Source organism: Streptomyces caeruleatus (assembly GCF_001514235.1).
GTDB lineage: Bacteria > Actinomycetota > Actinomycetes > Streptomycetales > Streptomycetaceae > Streptomyces > Streptomyces caeruleatus.
Genome location: NZ_KQ948932.1, coordinates 321,027 through 337,975 on the forward strand (window position 1 = coordinate 321,027; position 16,949 = coordinate 337,975).

16 protein-coding genes are annotated in these 16,949 nt (G+C 69.4%); 11 read left to right on the forward strand and 5 right to left on the reverse strand.

Annotated elements, in window-relative coordinates:
* Positions 1-5 precede the first annotated feature (5 nt).
* Complete coding sequence (locus AQJ67_RS27235; protein WP_159058834.1) at positions 6-770, reverse strand: hypothetical protein; 765 nt, start codon at positions 768-770, stop codon at positions 6-8.
* A gap of 405 nt (positions 771-1,175) precedes the next feature.
* Between AQJ67_RS27235 and AQJ67_RS27240 the strand changes: the two genes are divergently transcribed.
* From AQJ67_RS27240 to AQJ67_RS27280, 9 genes are all read left to right on the forward strand, one after another.
* Positions 1,176-2,405 (forward strand): M20 family metallopeptidase, encoded by a 1,230-nt coding sequence (locus tag AQJ67_RS27240; RefSeq protein WP_062721923.1) that lies wholly within the window; start codon positions 1,176-1,178, stop codon positions 2,403-2,405.
* Positions 2,406-2,672: 267 nt separating this feature from the next.
* A complete protein-coding gene (locus AQJ67_RS27245; protein WP_062721924.1) occupies positions 2,673-3,725 on the forward strand; it encodes a BMP family lipoprotein in 1,053 nt (350 codons plus the stop codon).
* 262 nt (positions 3,726-3,987) lie between these two features.
* Complete coding sequence (locus AQJ67_RS27250; protein ID WP_062721925.1) at positions 3,988-5,037, forward strand: BMP family lipoprotein; 1,050 nt, start codon at positions 3,988-3,990, stop codon at positions 5,035-5,037.
* A 174-nt stretch (positions 5,038-5,211) separates the two neighbouring features.
* Complete coding sequence (locus tag AQJ67_RS27255; RefSeq protein WP_062721926.1) at positions 5,212-6,846, forward strand: ABC transporter ATP-binding protein; 1,635 nt, start codon at positions 5,212-5,214, stop codon at positions 6,844-6,846.
* Positions 6,846-7,970 carry an ABC transporter permease gene (locus AQJ67_RS27260; RefSeq protein ID WP_062721927.1) on the forward strand — a complete coding sequence of 375 codons (1,125 nt, stop codon included), beginning with the start codon at positions 6,846-6,848 and terminating at the stop codon, positions 7,968-7,970. Before AQJ67_RS27255 ends, AQJ67_RS27260 begins: the two co-directional genes overlap by 1 nt.
* The gene (locus tag AQJ67_RS27265; protein ID WP_062721928.1) at positions 7,967-9,232 is read left to right on the forward strand and encodes an ABC transporter permease; all 1,266 of its coding nucleotides are present in this window, start codon (positions 7,967-7,969) and stop codon (positions 9,230-9,232) included. The genes AQJ67_RS27260 and AQJ67_RS27265 overlap by 4 nt, the downstream gene beginning before the upstream one ends.
* Positions 9,229-9,636 carry a cytidine deaminase gene (locus tag AQJ67_RS27270; protein ID WP_079056201.1) on the forward strand — a complete coding sequence of 136 codons (408 nt, stop codon included), beginning with the start codon at positions 9,229-9,231 and terminating at the stop codon, positions 9,634-9,636. Before AQJ67_RS27265 ends, AQJ67_RS27270 begins: the two co-directional genes overlap by 4 nt.
* Before the next feature lie 99 nt (positions 9,637-9,735).
* Positions 9,736-11,013, forward strand: a complete 1,278-nt coding sequence (locus AQJ67_RS27275; protein ID WP_208615055.1) for a thymidine phosphorylase — start codon at positions 9,736-9,738, stop codon at positions 11,011-11,013.
* A 95-nt stretch (positions 11,014-11,108) separates the two neighbouring features.
* Positions 11,109-11,693 carry a Uma2 family endonuclease gene (locus AQJ67_RS27280; RefSeq protein ID WP_062721930.1) on the forward strand — a complete coding sequence of 195 codons (585 nt, stop codon included), beginning with the start codon at positions 11,109-11,111 and terminating at the stop codon, positions 11,691-11,693.
* Positions 11,694-11,696: 3 nt separating this feature from the next.
* On the opposite strand, the gene AQJ67_RS27285 is transcribed toward AQJ67_RS27280, so the two are convergent.
* Positions 11,697-12,617 carry an AEC family transporter gene (locus AQJ67_RS27285; protein ID WP_062721931.1) on the reverse strand — a complete coding sequence of 307 codons (921 nt, stop codon included), beginning with the start codon at positions 12,615-12,617 and terminating at the stop codon, positions 11,697-11,699.
* 171 nt (positions 12,618-12,788) lie between these two features.
* Here AQJ67_RS27285 and AQJ67_RS45655 point away from each other — a divergent pair, with 171 nt between their 5' ends.
* Positions 12,789-13,175, forward strand: coding sequence for an STAS domain-containing protein (locus AQJ67_RS45655; RefSeq protein ID WP_159058838.1), 387 nt, complete (start codon positions 12,789-12,791; stop codon positions 13,173-13,175).
* On the opposite strand, the gene AQJ67_RS27295 is transcribed toward AQJ67_RS45655, so the two are convergent.
* The 3 genes from AQJ67_RS27295 to AQJ67_RS27305 form a co-directional block, all read right to left on the reverse strand.
* Positions 13,059-14,075, reverse strand: a complete 1,017-nt coding sequence (locus tag AQJ67_RS27295) for a sigma-70 family RNA polymerase sigma factor (RefSeq protein ID WP_062721933.1) — start codon at positions 14,073-14,075, stop codon at positions 13,059-13,061. The genes AQJ67_RS45655 and AQJ67_RS27295 overlap by 117 nt on opposite strands.
* A 200-nt stretch (positions 14,076-14,275) precedes the next feature.
* Positions 14,276-14,674 carry a hypothetical protein gene (locus AQJ67_RS27300; RefSeq protein WP_062721934.1) on the reverse strand — a complete coding sequence of 133 codons (399 nt, stop codon included), beginning with the start codon at positions 14,672-14,674 and terminating at the stop codon, positions 14,276-14,278.
* 138 nt (positions 14,675-14,812) lie between these two features.
* Positions 14,813-15,976, reverse strand: a complete 1,164-nt coding sequence (locus AQJ67_RS27305) for an adenosine deaminase (protein WP_062721935.1) — start codon at positions 15,974-15,976, stop codon at positions 14,813-14,815.
* Between the two features lie 161 nt (positions 15,977-16,137).
* Between AQJ67_RS27305 and AQJ67_RS27310 the strand changes: the two genes are divergently transcribed.
* Positions 16,138-16,893, forward strand: a complete 756-nt coding sequence (locus tag AQJ67_RS27310; protein WP_062721936.1) for an alpha/beta hydrolase — start codon at positions 16,138-16,140, stop codon at positions 16,891-16,893.
* Positions 16,894-16,949: the final 56 nt, after the last annotated feature.

Consider the following 16,949-nt stretch of genomic DNA (forward strand, 5'->3'; position numbering starts at 1 on the left):
TAACGTCACCGTGCCGGGGCGCGTGGCACCTCTCTGGCATTCTCCCAGTGCCGGTCGAAGTACGACTTGAAGTACGCCGCGGCCTCACTGTCCTCGATCCGCATGCCCTGGACCCGGTCGCCGACGGTGAAGGCGAGGAACACCGCGCTCGTGTCCATGATGGCCATGCTCATCAGGTCGGCCTTGATGGGCCAGGTCACCTCGCGAATGCTGTAACTGCGCAGGTGGTGGGTGTCCTCCCGGTGCTGCGCCGTCCAGCCCGCATATCCACGAGGCGAGCCCAGACAGAACAGCCGCCGCACCGAACCGCCGTTGTCGGCCCAGTCGAGCACCGCCCGGAAATATTCGGAAAAGGCAGGAGTCGACGCACTGAAGTCATCCGGGGTTTCCAGCCGCATGTACCAGGCGTCCATATGGCTGGGCCGACGATTGCGGAGATAGTCGATTTCCGCCTGGTAGAACGCCGTCGCATCCGGATAATGCTCGATGCGGGAAGAATTCACCTGATCGAAGTCACGCCGCAACGATTCGACCTCGGTGCGAAGCCCGGCCAGTTCCCGGCGCGACTCGGTCAGCGGGACAAGGGCGCGCAGAACCGCGTACAGGGCGGTGAAGAGGAACGGCATCTGCCAGGCGGCGGACAGCCCGAAGAGTGCGGCGGCCGCGGACCCACCGACGGCGACGACACAGGCGATGGCCAGCCCGCGCTGGTCCCAGCGCTCCAGCAGGCTCCCCGACTCCGGCGCGGTACGCGAACCGGCCATGCACACCCCCACCGACTGTCGCGTACGTCCATGACGAGGCCAACTTCCCTACGGGCGAGGCCTGTCCAAGCTCAATCCCCAGCGCGCGAGGGGCTCAACCGCGCAGCAGCGGCCGGGTCGCCGCCAGGAAGGTCGTGCACACAGCGTGACCGTGCCGTCGCCGCGGGCGAAGGTGCCGGATCCGGGGCCTCTTCCCGGGCCTCTTCCCTCCGGACGCGATCCCGTCCGGTGGACAGAACCGCCGGGGGAGCGCGGGACGTGGTATGCGTAGAGAAAAGAACTACCTACCCATCTCCATCCGCACCCATGCGTCGAGCGGCCGGATTTTCTTCCCCTGTGGGGTTGAACTTTTGTTGATCGAGGGGGAGTTGGCCGCCCCGGCGTCCTACCCTGTAGAGGGTGAACCAACTGATGTCCCAAGAGTCCGAGGTCGATCACACCGGGGAAGCCGCACTTCCCGGCATCCTGCCGGAGGCGCTCCGTGCGGAACTCGTCGCGTTCCGGCGCGACTTGCACATGCACCCGGAGCTCGGAAACCAGGAGTTCCGTACCACCGCCGCGATCAAGGGCCGCCTGGAGAAGGCCGGCCTCCAGCCCCGCGTGCTCGACTCCGGAACCGGGCTCGTCTGCGACATCGGGGAGATCGGGAAGCAGGACGGCGAGCCGCCCGTGCTCGCCCTGCGCGCCGACATCGACGGCCTCCCCATCCCGGACACGAAGAGTGAGTGCCCGTACCGCTCCACCGTGCCGGACCGCGCGCACGCCTGCGGACACGACGTCCACACGACCGTCGTGCTGGGCGCCGGCCTGGTCCTCGCCGAGCTGCACAAGCAGGGCCGGCTGCCCCGGCCCGTCCGGCTGCTCTTCCAGCCCGCCGAGGAGGTCCTCCCCGGCGGCGCCCTCGACGCCATCAAGTTCGGGGCGCTCGACGGGGTGGGCCGGATCCTCGCCGTGCACTGCGACCCCAAGGTGGACGCCGGGAAGATCGGCCTGCGTCACGGGCCGATCACATCCGCCTGCGACCGGCTCGAAATCGCCCTGGACGGCCCCGGCGGGCACACCGCCCGCCCCCACCTGACCACCGACCTGGTCACCGCCGCCGCCCGCGTCGTCACCGACGTGCCCGCGATCGTCGCCCGGCGCGCCGACGCCCGCAGCGGCCTCTCCGTGACCTGGGGCCGCATCGAGTCAGGCCACGCGCCCAACGTCATTCCGCAGCGCGCCGAGCTCTCCGGGACCGTGCGCTGCCTGAACCTCGACACCTGGCGGCAGGCCCCCGACCTCGTCGTCGCCGCCATCGACGAGATCGCCAACCTCCACCGCGCCAAGTCGGAGATCAACTACGTCCGTGGCGTCCCGCCCGTCGTCAACGACCCCGATGCCACCGAACTGCTGCGCGACGCCATGACCGCCCGCCGTGGCGCCGACTCCGTCGAGAGCACCGAGCAGAGCCTCGGCGGCGAGGACTTCTCCTGGTACCTGGAGCACGTCACCGGCGCCATGGCCCGCCTCGGCGTCCGCCACCCGGGCGACCGCATCGGCCGGGACCTGCACCAGGGCGACTTCGACGTGGACGAGTCCGCCATCACGGTGGGCGTGGAGTTGTTCACGGCGGCGGCCCTCCTGCACGCCGTCGGTTAGCCCGCCCCGTCCCTCCGCTTGCGGCACCCCCGCAGCGGGGGGACTCTGGCCCCATGGCGAACGGTCCTGAGCGCCATCACGGTGAAGGCACCCCTGGTGCGGTTGCCCCATGCGCGCCTTTCGATCCGATGGTTCACAAGGGCGTAACCGGCCATCGGCACGAATGGATAACGGCAAGACGAAACCCCGTTCCCAGGAGTGTCTACGCGCGTTAATGTGCGCCGAACTCAGCACCCACTGCGGGGCTTGGAGAATGGGGACTTCACGATGCGTCGGATATCCAAACTGACCCGTGTCGCGGTGGGGGTCGCGTCGATCGCGCTCGCCGCCACGGCGTGCGGTGGTACCAGCAGTGACAGCAGCAGCAGTGACGGCAGCGGTGACACCAAGGGTGCCGCCATCGCGTACGACATCGGCGGCAAGGGCGACCAGTCCTTCAACGACGCCGCGTACGCCGGTCTGCAGAAGGCCCAGAAGGAGTTCGGCTACAAGACCGCCGACATCGAGCCCACCGAGGGCGAGACGGACGCCGACAAGGAGCAGCGCCTGGCGTCACTGGCCAAACAGGGCTACAACCCGGTGATCGGCATCGGCTTCGCCTACGGTCCCGCGATGGAGGCCGTGGCCAAGAAGTACCCGGACACCAATTTCGGCATCGTCGACTACGTCGTCGAGGGTGACAACGTCGCCTCCCTCGTCTTCGCCGAGGAGCAGGCCTCGTACCTGGCCGGTGTCGCCGCCGCCAAGGCCACCAAGACCAACACCGTCGGCTTCGTGGGCGGCGTGGACATCCCGCTGATCCACAAGTTCGAGGCCGGCTACAAGCAGGGTGTCCAGGACACCAGCGGCGGCAAGGTCAAGGTCATCTCCCAGTACCTGACCCAGACCGCCGAGGAAGGCGGCTTCAACAGCCCCGACAAGGGCAAGGCCGCCGCCGAGGGCCAGATCGAGAAGAACGCGGACGTCATCTACCAGGCGGCCGGTCTGTCGGGGCAGGGCGTCATCGAGGCCGCCGCGAAGGCCAAGGTCTGGGCGATCGGCGTCGACTCCGACCAGTACAAGCAGGCCGCGCTCGCCAACTACAAGCAGTACATCCTGACCTCCGCCCTCAAGGACGTCGGCGGCGCCGTCTACGCGCTCGCCAAGTCCGTCGAGGACGGCAAGCCCCTGACCGGCACGCAGACCTTCGACCTGAAGGTCAACGGCGTCGGCCTCTCCGAGTCCAACCCGGAGTTCGCGAAGATCGCCGGCCTCTCCGAGGCCGTGGCCAAGGCCAAGGCCGGCATCATCGACGGCTCCATCAAGGTCAAGACCGAGTAGTCGCGGCGTACACCTGTACAGCGGGCGGGCATCCGGGGGGTGCCCGTCCGCCCTTGCTTTCCTGCCCTTCTTTCCCGCCCTTGGTCAAGGCTTGAAGTGCTGTTGGCCACGGGCGGATAACAAGGTGGACAGAAGGGGTTTTCAGGCTTGTCTACGCGCGTTAATCTGCGACGAAAGCCAGCGCCGTAGCTGTGAACCTGTTCTGTGAAGCAGCACCTGTGAAGCAGTACCGTCCGGCGCTTGTACTAAGGAGCACCCACACATGCGCCGGATTTCCCGGATCACGGTCGCAGGCGCAGCGACCGCCTCCCTGGCCCTCGCGCTGTCCGCCTGTGGCGGCACCTCGACCTCCGCCTCGTCGTCGGACTCGAAGGGCGACAAGGGTCTCGCCATCGCGTACGACGTCGGCGGCAAGGGCGACCAGTCCTTCAACGACGCCGCGTACGCGGGCCTGGAGCAGGCGAAGAAGGAGTTCCAGTACGACACCGCCGACGTCGAGCCCACCGAGGGCGAGACGGACGCGGACAAGGAGCAGCGACTGGTGTCGCTGGCCAAGCAGGGCTACAACCCGGTGATCGGCGTCGGCTACGCGTACGCCGCCGCGGTGAAGGATGCCGCGGAGAAGTTCCCCGACACCACCTTCGGCATCGTGGACGACTCCACCGTCGAGTCGAAGAACGTGGCCGACCTGGTCTTCTCCGAGGAGCAGGCCTCGTACCTGGCCGGTGTCGCCGCCGCCAAGAGCACCAAGACGAACACCGTCGGCTTCGTGGGCGGCGTGGACATCCCGCTGATCCACAAGTTCCAGGCGGGCTTCGAGCAGGGCGTCAAGGACACCAACTCGAAGGTCAAGGTCCTCTCCCAGTACCTCACGCAGACCGCGGAGGAGGGCGGCTTCTCCAGCCCGGACAAGGGCAAGTCGGCCGCCGAGGGCCAGATCGAGAAGAAGGCCGACGTCGTCTACGCGGCCGCCGGTCTCTCCGGCCAGGGTGTCATCGAGGCCGCCGCCGCCAACAAGGTGTGGGCCATCGGCGTCGACTCCGACCAGTACAAGCAGGAAGCCCTTGCCAAGTACAAGGACTACATCCTGACCTCGGCGATGAAGGACGTCGCCAAGGCGGTGTACAACCTGGCGCAGTCGGTCGAGGACGGCAAGCCCGAGACCGGTATCGTTCGTGGCGATCTGAAGACGGGTGAGGTGAGCCTGTCGAACTCCAACCCGAAGTTCGCGGACAACACCGAACTCCAGGACGCCATCAAGACGGCCAAGGAGAAGATCATCAGCGGCGAGATCAAGGTCAAGTCCAGCTGATCAAGCAACACCCTGAGCAGCGGTAACCCCGGGGGTTACGTCCGCTCGACGGGGTACGGGGAGGAGCTCCCGAGGGAGGCTTCCCCGTACCCCGTTGTCGCGGTGCGTCGGCCCCCTGTCAGGCCATAGGGGCGCTACGCGCGTAGACGACCCCCGTCCCCAGGAGAGTGCGCCATCAACGCGTCCAGCAGCCCTCCGGCCGGCGCGGCGGTCAACGGTCAGGCGACCGCCGTCGAACTCGCCGGGATCACCAAGCGGTTCCCCGGTGTCGTCGCCAACCACGACATCCACCTCACCGTCCGCAAGGGCACCGTCCACGCCCTCGTCGGCGAGAACGGCGCCGGCAAGTCGACGCTGATGAAGATCCTCTACGGCATGCAGAAGCCGGACGAGGGCACCATCGCGATCGACGGCGAGAAGGTCACCTTCTCGTCCCCGGCCGACGCCATCGTCCGCGGCATCGGCATGGTCCACCAGCACTTCATGCTCGCGGACAACCTGACCGTCCTCGAGAACGTCGTGCTGGGCAGCGAGAAGCTGTACGGCATCGGCGCCAAGGCCCGCCGGAAGATCAAGGAGATCTCCGACCGCTACGGCCTCGGCGTACAGCCCGACCGTCTGGTCGAGGAGCTCGGTGTCGCCGCCCGTCAGCGCGTGGAGATCCTCAAGGTCCTCTACCGCGGCGCCACCACGCTGATCCTCGACGAGCCCACCGCCGTCCTGGTGCCGCAGGAGGTCGACGCGCTCTTCGACAACCTGCGCGAGCTCAAGGCCGAGGGCCTGTCGGTCATCTTCATCTCCCACAAGCTGGGCGAGGTGCTCTCCGTCGCCGACGAGATCACCGTCATCCGCCGCGGCACCACCGTCGGCACGGCCGTCCCCGCCGAGACCACCCCGAAGCAGCTGGCCGAGATGATGGTCGGCAGCGAGCTGCCCACGCCGGAGACCGCCGAGTCCACGGTCACCGACCGCCCGGTCATCTCCGTCGACAAGCTGCGCCTGGAGACGGCCGGCGGCAAGGCCCTGCTGGACGACATCAGCTTCACCATCCACGCGGGCGAGGTCCTGGGCATCGCCGGCGTCGAGGGCAACGGCCAGACCGAGCTGGTGGACGCCCTCATCGGCCTGAAGGGCGCCGACTCCGGCACCATCGCGCTGGCCGAGGAGGAGATCACCTCCTGGACCACCCGCAAGCGCCGCGAGCAGGGCATCGGCTACATCCCCGAGGACCGCCACCGCCACGGCCTGCTCCTGGAGGCCCCCCTCTGGGAGAACCGCATCCTCGGCCACGTCACCGAGAAGCCCAACGCCAAGGGCGTCTGGCTGGACCCCAAGGCCGCGCAGGCGGACACCCGCCGCATCGTCGAGGCGTACGACGTCCGCACCCCCGGCATCGACGTCACCGCCGCCTCCCTGTCCGGCGGCAACCAGCAGAAGCTGATCGTCGGCCGCGAGATGAGCCACAAGCCGCGCTTCCTGATCGCCGCGCACCCCACCCGCGGTGTGGACGTCGGCGCCCAGGCCGCGATCTGGGACCACATCCGCGAGGCCCGCCGCGAGGGCCTGGCCGTGCTGCTGATCTCCGCCGACCTGGACGAGCTGATCGGCCTGTCCGACACCCTCCGCGTGATCTACAACGGCAAGCTGGTCGCGGACGCCGACCCCGCCACCATCACCCCGGAGGAGCTGGGCTCGGCCATGACCGGTGCCGCGACCGGCCACCTGGAACACGACGAGAACGCCGAGCCCGGCGCAGACACCCCCGAGATCCGCAAGTCTCCCGAGGCTCCGGAAGACGAGGCCCGCTGATGAAGAAGTTCGACAAGGAGCGTGTGCTCCTCGCGGTGGCCGGACCGGTCATCGCGCTCGCCGTGGCCTTCGTGCTCAGCGCGATCGTGCTGCTCGCCTCGGGCAAGAGCCCGGTCGAGCCGTACGCCCTGATGTTCGAGCAGATCGGCTTCTCGGACATCCAGGTGCTGGTCATCAACCAGGCCTCGATGTACTACATCGCGGCCCTCGCGGTGGCCATCGGCTTCCGGATGAACCTGTTCAACATCGGTGTCGACGGCCAGTACCAGCTCGCCGCCATGATGGCCGCCGTCGTCGGCGCCCATGTGGACCTGCCCGCCGTGATCCAGATCCCGCTGCTGCTCCTCACCGCGGTCTGCACCGGCGCCTTCTGGTCCGGCATCGCCGGTGTCCTCAAGGTCACCCGCGGCGTCAGCGAGGTCGTCGCGACGATCATGCTGAACGCCATCGCCACCTCGGTCATCGCCTACCTGTGGCTGCCGGACGTCTTCGGCGTCAAGGTCGGCAACAACAACACCACCGGCGAGATGCACGAGTCCGGCTGGGTCCCCGGCATCAACATGGGCGACGCCGGCGAGATCTACGGCCTGGTCTTCCTCGCCGTGCTGCTCGGCATCGGCTACTGGGTCGTCCTCAACCGCACCCGGTTCGGCTTCGACCTGCGCGCCTCCGGTGCCTCGGAGTCGGCCGCCGCGGCCAGCGGTGTCGACCCCAAGCGCATGGTGCTCACCGCCATGCTGATCTCCGGCGGCATCGCGGGCCTGGCCGGTCTGCCGATCCTGCTCGGCGACACCCACACGTACAGCCTGAACTTCCCCACCGGCATCGGCTTCCTCGGCATCGGCATCGCCCTGCTCGGCCGCAACAGCCCGGTCGGCATCGCGTTCGCCGCCCTGCTGTGGGCCTGGCTCGACAAGGCGTCGCCCGAGCTGGACTTCCACGGCTACGACAAGGAGATCGCGGTCATCATGCAGGGCCTGATCGTGCTCTCGGTCGTCGTCTCCTACGAGGCCGTCCGCGAGTGGGGCCTGCGCCGCCAGCAGCGCCGGGTCGGCGCGGAACTGGCCGCCGGTCACGTCCTCGGCGCCCACAACAACACCACGAAGGAGGTGGCTGGCCGATGACCACCGCGACCGACGTCAACCAGCCCACGCTGCAGCCCGCGGCACCGACGGGCCGCCGCCTGTCGTGGTCCGTCCTGCTGCTGGTCATCGCCGGAGCCCTGGCGCTGACCTCGATCGTCCGCATCATCACCGGCGCCGACGGCATCACCAACGTCAGCCAGATGTCCACCGCGCTCCAGCTCGCCGTGCCGATCGGCCTCGCCGGTCTCGGCGGTCTGTGGGCCGAGCGGGCGGGCGTCGTCAACATCGGCCTCGAAGGCATGATGATCCTCGGCACCTGGTTCGGTGCCTGGGCCGGCTTCCAGTGGGGCCCGTGGACGGGTGTCGTCGTCGGCATCATCGGCGGCTGCGTCGGCGGCATCCTGCACGCCATCGCCACCGTCACCTTCCGGGTCAACCACATCGTCTCCGGTGTGGCCATCAACATCCTCGCCCTCGGCATCACCCGCTACCTCGCGCCCCTCGCCTTCGAGGGCCACGCGGGCGGCTCCGCCAAGCAGTCCCCGGCGATCGACTCCCTCGGCCACTTCACCGTGCCGGGCCTGTCCGACGGACTGCGGGACCTGAACAACCACGGCTGGTTCTTCGTCTCCGACATCGCCGGTCTGCTCGGCGGACTGGTCACCAACGTCTCCTGGCTGACCCTGATCGCCATCGCGCTGATCCCGGCGACCTGGTGGATCCTGTGGCGCACCGCCTTCGGGCTGCGCCTGCGCTCCTGCGGTGAGAACCCGGTCGCGGCCGAGTCCCTCGGCGTGAACGTCTACAAGTACAAGTACATCGCCGTGATCATCTCCGGCGGCCTCGCCGGTCTCGGCGGCGTCTTCCTCTCCATCGTGGCCAACCCGTTCTACCTGGAGGGCCAGGTCAGCGGCCGCGGTTACATCGGCCTCGCGGCGATGATCTTCGGCAACTGGATGCCGGGCGGCCTCGCGCTGGGCGCCGGCCTGTTCGGCTACACCGACAGCCTCAACCTGCGCGGCGGCTCGACCAACGTCCACGCCCTGCTGCTGCTCGGCGCGCTGCTGCTGATCATCGGCGCGATCTGGCTGGTGGTCCGCAAGAAGTACGCCCCGTCGATGATCACCGCGGTGATCGGCGCCCTGGTCTACACCTGGTACGCCACCACCAACGAGGTCCCCAACCAGGTCGTCTCCGCCACGCCGTACGTCGTCACCCTCGTCGTCCTCACCCTGTCCGCGCAACGCCTGCGGATGCCCAAGGCGGACGGTCTGCCGTACAAGAAGGGGCAGGGCAAGTGACGTCCCCCGGCTCCCACGACGTCGACTGGGACAAGCTGCGCGCGGCGGCCCGGGACGCCATGTCCCGCGCCTACGCCCCGTACTCCGGCTACCCGGTCGGCGTCGCGGCCCTCGTCGACGACGGCCGCACGATCACCGGCTGCAACGTCGAGAACGCGTCGTACGGCGTCGGCCTGTGCGCCGAGTGCGGACTGGTCTCGGAGCTGCACAACACCGGGGGCGGCCGACTGACGCACTTCACCTGTGTGGACGGCAAGGGCGACGTCCTCGTCCCGTGCGGCCGCTGCCGCCAGCTGCTGTACGAGTTCGGCGGCCCGGAGCTGCTGCTGGAGACCCCGGCGGGCATCCTGCCGCTCTCGGAGATGCTGCCCCAGGCCTTCGGGCCGGGCCACCTCCGCAAGTAAGTCGTAACTCCCGTGCGGCCCCTCCGAGTTGCTCCACGCGACCGGCTCGGAGGGGCCGTACGACTTCTGGAACCCTCGGAAGGAAGCCAAGCCATGGCCATGGACGCCATCTCCGTCATCCGCACCAAGCGGGACCGCGGTGAGCTCAGCGACGCACAGATCGACTGGGTCATCGACGCGTACACCCGCGGGGAGGTCGCCGACGAGCAGATGTCCGCGCTCGCCATGGCGATCCTGCTCAACGGCATGAACCGCCGCGAGATCGCCCGCTGGACGGCCGCGATGATCGCCTCCGGCGAGCGCATGGACTTCTCGTCCCTGTCCCGCCCCACGGCCGACAAGCACTCCACCGGCGGCGTCGGCGACAAGATCACCCTCCCGCTCGCGCCCCTCGTGGCGGCCTGCGGTGCCGCCGTCCCCCAGCTGTCCGGCCGCGGCCTCGGCCACACCGGCGGCACGCTGGACAAGCTGGAGTCGATCCCCGGCTGGCGCGCCCTCCTCTCCAACGAGGAGATGCTGAACGTCCTCGACACCACCGGCGCGGTGATCTGCGCGGCAGGCGACGGCCTGGCCCCCGCGGACAAGAAGCTGTACGCGCTGCGGGACGTCACCGGCACGGTCGAGGCCATCCCGCTGATCGCCTCGTCGATCATGTCGAAGAAGATCGCCGAGGGCACCGGCTCACTCGTCCTGGACGTGAAGGTCGGCACGGGCGCCTTCATGAAGACCATCGAGGACGCGCGCGAACTGGCCTCCACGATGGTGGGCCTCGGCACGGACCACGGCGTCAAGACGGTCGCGCTCCTCACGGACATGGCCACCCCGCTCGGCCTCACGGCGGGCAACGCCCTGGAGGTCCGCGAGTCGGTCGAGGTCCTGGCGGGCGGCGGCCCGGCCGACGTGGTCGAGCTGACGATCGCCCTGGCCAGGGAGATGCTGGACGCGGCAGGCGTGCGTGACGCCGACCCGGCGAAGGCCCTGGCCGACGGCTCCGCGATGGACGTCTGGCGCCGCATGATCGCGGCCCAGGGCGGCGACCCGGACGCGGAACTGCCGGTCGCCCGCGAACAGCACGTCATCAAGGCCCCGTCCTCCGGCGTCCTGACCCGCCTCGACGCCTACGACATCGGCGTCGCCGCCTGGCGCCTCGGCGCCGGACGCGCCCGCAAGGAGGACCCGGTGCAGGCCGGCGCCGGCATCGAACTCCACGCCAAGCCCGGCGACACGGTGACCGAGGGCCAGCCCCTGCTGACCCTGCACACCGACACCCCGGAGCGCTTCGAGTACGCGCTCCAGTCGGTGGAGGGTTCGTACGACATCGCGGCGGCGGGTACGGACTTCACGGCGTCGCCAGTGGTGCTGGAACGTATCGCCTGACCTGGGGTTTCCTCGTACGGTTGAACGGGATCGGTGGACCGGCGCCGGTCCCGTTCGGCATGCTGGGATCGGTGACGCACCGATAGGAGGCCGCCATGAGCGCACTCACCGTGAGCCAGGACCCCGACCAGAACTGGGACGACCTCGTCCGGTACTGGGAGGAGATGGAATGGCCCGAGGGCAGCAAGGTGGAGATCATTGAGGGGATCATCACCGTGTCACCTGCTCCCGCGTCCCGCCACAACGTGATCGCGGCCCGCATCCAGCGTCGCCTCTACTCCGTGATCCCCGAGGACTGGGAGATCTTCCAGACGCTGGCGATCGCCGTGCCATCACGACTGGGCATGCTCATCCCGGACCTGCTCGTGGCTCCCGTGCAGGAGTGCGCGGAGGCGGACTCCCACATCCCGGCAGCCTTGGCCGAACTCGTCGTCGAGGTGACCTCCAAGTCCAACGCCCACCACGACCGCGTCAGCAAGCCCGCCGCCTACGCCACCGCCGGGATCCCGCTCTATCTGCTGATCGACCGCTGGGCCCCCGGAGGCCCCACCGCCACGCTCTTCGGAGAGCCGAAGGGCGATGTGTACCGGGTGTTGAGCGCCGTGAAGTTCGGTGACCCCATCAAGCTTCCGGACCCGTTCGAGGTGACGATCGACACCGGCGAGTTCCCGGTCGACTGATCGTCAGCCCAGCAGGGCCGCAACCACCACCAGCACCGGCACCGAAATCACCGTCGACAGCAGAATCGAGTCCCGCGCCAACCGCTCGCCCACCCCGTAACTCGACGCGTACGTGTACAGGTTCTGCGCGGCAGGCAGTGCCGACGTCACCACCACGTCCAGCAGCGGAGCGCCCCGCAGGCCGAACACGCCCGCCGCCAGTGCCCACGCCACCGCCGGCTGGCCCACCGACTTGAGGGCGACCGAGAGGAACACCGGCTGACGCTCGGGCCCCCGGCCGGGCATCGTGCTGCCGCACAGGGAGATGCCGAAGGCCAGCAGGACCGCCGGGACGGACATGCCGCCGATCAGGGTCAGGGGGTCCAGAACGGGCGCCGGGACCTTTACGCCGGCCGCCGAGACCGCCACGCCCGCCAGGGAGCCGACCGCGATCGGGTTGCGGAGCGGCGTCAAAAGGCGGCGCCACAACGGGCCCTTCTCGCCCTCCCCGGACAGGTCGAGGATCGTCAGGGCGATCGGCGTGACCCCGATCAGCTGGAACAGCAGCACCGGCGCGACCAGTGACGCGTCGCCCAGGACGTACACGGCGATCGGGATGCCGAGGTTGCCGGAGTTCACGTAGCTGGAGCACAGCGCGCCGATCGTGGTGCGGCCCGTGCCCCAGTGCCGTGCGACACCGACCGCGGCGAAGACACCGGCCGCCGCGGCCGTGCTCAGGGCCGTGACCAGGAGGCGGCTGGAGAAGATCACCGAGAGGTCGGTCTGCGCGAGGGTGGTGAACAGCAGGGCCGGGGACGCCACATGGAAGGCCAGCTTGGTGAGGACCTCACGGCCGTGCACACCGAGGTAGCCGCGCAGGCCGATCACATAGCCCACCCCGATGACGACCGCGATCACCGCGAAGCCCGTCAGCACCCCCTGCACGGCGCCTCCATGGCGGGAAGCAGTCCGTGCGGTATTCGGGGATGTGCTGATACGTGGGGCATGCACGCAACCCTCCGGGGAAGGAGGGGATCGGGTCAACGTGATCTCGGTCGGCGGACACCTCGCGCACACGCGATGAGCAGGGGAAACCGACTGCCGGCGACCGGCCCGATGAGTTCCGCCCGCCCGTCCGGTCTACCGATCGTGGATGCCATGACACCCGCTGTACTCGTGCTGGCCGGCCCCGTCACCCGGGACGAGGTGGCAGGGCTGTGCGACGCCGTGCGGGCCCGGCTGGAGGCCACCGGGGCACGAGTCGTGGTGTGCGATGTCGGAGGCCTCGGGCCACCGGGACTGGGCGTCGTGGACCTGCTGGCCCGGCTCCAACTGGCCGCGCGTCGGGCCGGCGGCCGGATACGGCTGCGCGACCCGGACCCCGCGCTACACGCCCTCCTCGACCTGGTCGGCCTCCGCTTCGAGGTGGAGGGGGAGGTCGAACAGCGGGAACCAGCGCTTGGTGTCGAGGAAGCAGTGGAACCCGGTGATCCGGCCGTCTGAGATCTCCAGCACCTGCACCGCCCACGGACTGAAGCCGCCCGCCTCCGGGTCCGGCTTGTACTGGGCGAAGCCCGGCAGCCCGTTGACCTGGACCGGTACCAGACGTGACCCCGCGCAGGGGGCGCCGAGCGTCGTCATGAAGCCGGTGATGTCCGGGGCGCCGGTCAGCCACAGGTCGAACGGCGGCATCGTCATGATGGCGTCCTCGTGCAGCAGCGCCGTGAGCGCCGTCATGTCATAGCCCTCGAAGGCCGCGACATACCGCTCCAACAGCTTCTGCTGCTCCTCGTCCAGCGGATCGGACGCGGCGGCCTCGCTGCCCGGCTGCTGCTGCTCGGCGAGCGTCGCGCGCGCCCGCTGCAGCGCGCTGTTGACCGACGCGACCGTCGTACCCAGCAGCTCGGCGACCTCGCTCGCCTTCCAGGCCAGCACCTCGCGCAGGATCAGCACCGCCCGCTGCTTGGGCGGCAGCTGCTGGAGGGCCGCCATGAAGGCGAGCCGCACCGACTCCTTGGCGACCGCCGCCTCCGCCGGGTCGTCCGTCGTGGGCAGCACCCGGCTGTCCGGCATCGGCTCCAGCCAGGTGTTGTCCGGCCGGGGCGAGAGCGCCGCCTGCGCGAGCGGCGTCGACTCCGTGAGGTCCATCGGCCGCGCCCGTTTGTTGCCCGCGGTCAGCATGTCCAGGCACACGTTCGTCGCGATGCGGTAGAGCCACGAGCGGAGACTGGAGCGCCCCTCGAACTTGTCGTAACTCCGCCAGGCGCGCACCATCGTGTCCTGCACCGCGTCCTCGGCCTCGAAGGACGAACCCAGCATGCGGTAGCAGTACCCGGTCAATTCGACGCGGTGTTTCTCCAGCCTGACGTCGAGGTCCGTCGTCGTCGCCGTGCCGTCGCTCATCGTCCACCCACCCCTGTGGCCGTACCCCGTCGGACGCCTCGTCGCGCCCAACACTTCGGAAGCTACCGCAGCCCACTGACAATGGCCCCCGGAGCCGACAAAGCCGCAGATCGAAAGCGCCCGGCACGGGACGCGGACGCCGCTGGGGCGCACCCTTCGGGAAAGGGCGCGCCCCAGCGGCGTGGTGTGAGCCAGGTGGATCAGGCCAGCGGAACGCCGTTCACCGGCAGGCCCTGGGTGGGCAGACCCTGCACCGGCAGACCACCGAGCAGGCCCTCGGCCCCGGCGGCCGGGCCACCGGCGAGCAGGGCCGGGCCACCGGCCAGCGCCTGCTCCGCAGCCGGCTGCGCGGCGGCCACGCCGGCGCCGAGCGCCTCCTGCCCCTGAGCCAGGCCCGTGGCACCCTGGGCAAGGCCCGCCCCGGCGGTGGGGCCCGCCTGGGAGAGCTGCTCGGCCGGGAGCGCGCTGGTGACGGTGCCCAGCGCCGCGCCCGCGGCGTCCGGGGAGACCGGAGCGGCGTTCGCGGCACCCGCGCCCGCGGCGGCGAAGGCGGCACCGAGGGCGGCGACACCGAGGGTCTTGGCAGCAGACTGCTTCATGAAAGTAAGTCCTCGAAATTCGTTACGGGGTTGTGAGCGGTTCTCGACCGTAAACACGCCCCGCCTGCCACCGCAAACATCGAAATGCGGACGGATTGTGAATGGCGTCCGCATTCCGTGTGCGCGGAGGATCCCCGGTCAGTCCTCCTCGGCCTCAGAACCGCTGGTAGAGCTGGTCTGCCGGAACAGCCATTCGGACTTGAGTTCGGCAAATCCGGGCTTGATGACGTCATTGATCATCGCCAGTCGTTCATCGAAAGGAATGAACGATGATTTCATCGCATTGACGGAGAACCACTGCATGTCGTCGAGCGTGTAACCGAATGCGTCGACAAGATGCTCGAATTCCCGGCTCATGCTGGTGTGGGACATGAGGCGGTTGTCGGTGTTCACGGTGGCCCGGAAGTGCAGCCGCCGCAGCAGGCCGATGGGGTGGTCCGCGTAGGACTCGGCGGCGCCCGTCTGGAGGTTGGAGCTGGGGCACAGCTCCAGCGGGATGCGCTTGTCCCGTACGTACGAGGCGAGCCGGCCGAGCTTCACCGAGCCGTCGGCATGCACCTGGATGTCGTCGATGATGCGCACCCCGTGCCCGAGCCGGTCGGCGCCGCACCACTGGAGGGCCTGCCAGATCGACGGCAGGCCGAACGCCTCGCCCGCGTGGATGGTGAAGTGGTTGTTCTCCCGCTTCAGGTACTCGAACGCGTCCAGATGCCGGGTCGGCGGGTGACCGGCCTCGGCGCCCGCGATGTCGAAGCCGACGACGCCCAGGTCCCGGTAGCGGTTGGCGAGTTCGGCGATCTCCAGCGCGCGGGCCGCGTGCCGCATCGCGGTGAGCAGCGCGCCGACGCGGATGCGGTGGCCGTTCTCCCGCGCGATCCGCTCGCCCTCGCGGAAGCCCTCGTTGACGGCCTCGACGACCTCTTCGAGGCTGAGCCCGGCCTCCAGGTGCTGCTCGGGCGCGTACCGCACCTCGGCGTAGACGACGCCGTCCTCGGCGAGGTCCTCGGCGCACTCGCGCGCGACCCGGACCAGGGCGTCGCGGGTCTGCATCACACCGACGGTGTGCGAGAAGGTCTCCAGGTACCGCTCCAGGGAGCCGGAGTCGGCCGCCTCGTGGAACCAGACGCCGAGCTTGTCCGGGTCGGTCTCGGGGAGTTGGGAGTAGCTCGACGCGCGGGCGAGCTCGACGATCGTGCCGGGGCGGAGCCCGCCGTCGAGATGGTCGTGCAGCAGAACCTTCGGCGCCCGGCGGATCTGGTCCGAGCTCGGGATGTTCGCCTTCTGGGCAGTCTGGCTCGTCATTTCCGCACTCTAACGCCTACGCGCGTAGAGGGCTGGCCGCATCGCCCGTTCCTCGCCCGGGGCTGTCGCCCGTCTCGTTTTCCGCTTTACACATCCGTCGATACGTAACGGTGACCCCACGGACGGGTGGCGTACACCCTTGCTTCTGACACTGTTCTGTCATGGCACAGCAAGTGACGCCGGTGCGCAGGGTCCGGCTGGGCAAGGCGATCGGGCCGGAGCCGACGGCGGTGAGCGGAGTGGTCCTCCTGCTTCCTGCAGGTGACGAAGTGTCACATCGCAAGCCGACGGCGCTGTTGGCACCCTCCTACCTGCGGCCCCTGGGGCGCCGGCTGACGCGCGCCGGGCGCGGGGAGGGGCTCGCCACGCATGTCGTCCACTACCGGTTCCGCGGGTGGAACGGCAGTGACGCCAACCAGGTGAGCGACGCGTTGTGGGCCGCCGACGAGGTCGTACGGCGCTATGGGGACGTTCCCGTGTGCCTCGCCGGGGTCGACATGGGCGGGCGGGCCGCCCTGCGCGCGGGGGGTCACGAGGCCGTCAACTCCGTGCTGGCGATTGCGCCGTGGCTGCCGGAGGAGGATGTGGCGGCGTCGCCCGAACCGGTGAAGCAGCTCGGGGGGCGGCGGGTGATGATCGTGCACGGCACGAACGACGAGCGGACCGATCCCGAACTGTCGTTCCGGCTGGCGACGCGGGCGAAGAAGGCGAACCGGGATGTGTGCCGGTTCGAAGTGCACTCCGATCGGCACGGGTTGCAGCAGCATCGGGACGAAGTCCTCGCGCTGGCCGAGGACTTCGTGATGGGGGTGCTGTTCGGGAAGGTGTTCTCGCGGCCCGTCCAGGATGCGTTCGCGGCTCCGCCTCCCCTGGGGCTTCGGATGCCGTTGGCCTCCGGCTTCGGGCGGAGGCGGTAGCGCCGTGGGGGTGTTCGTGTCGTCGGCGACCGCGGGGCGGTGGGGGCTGGTCGCGC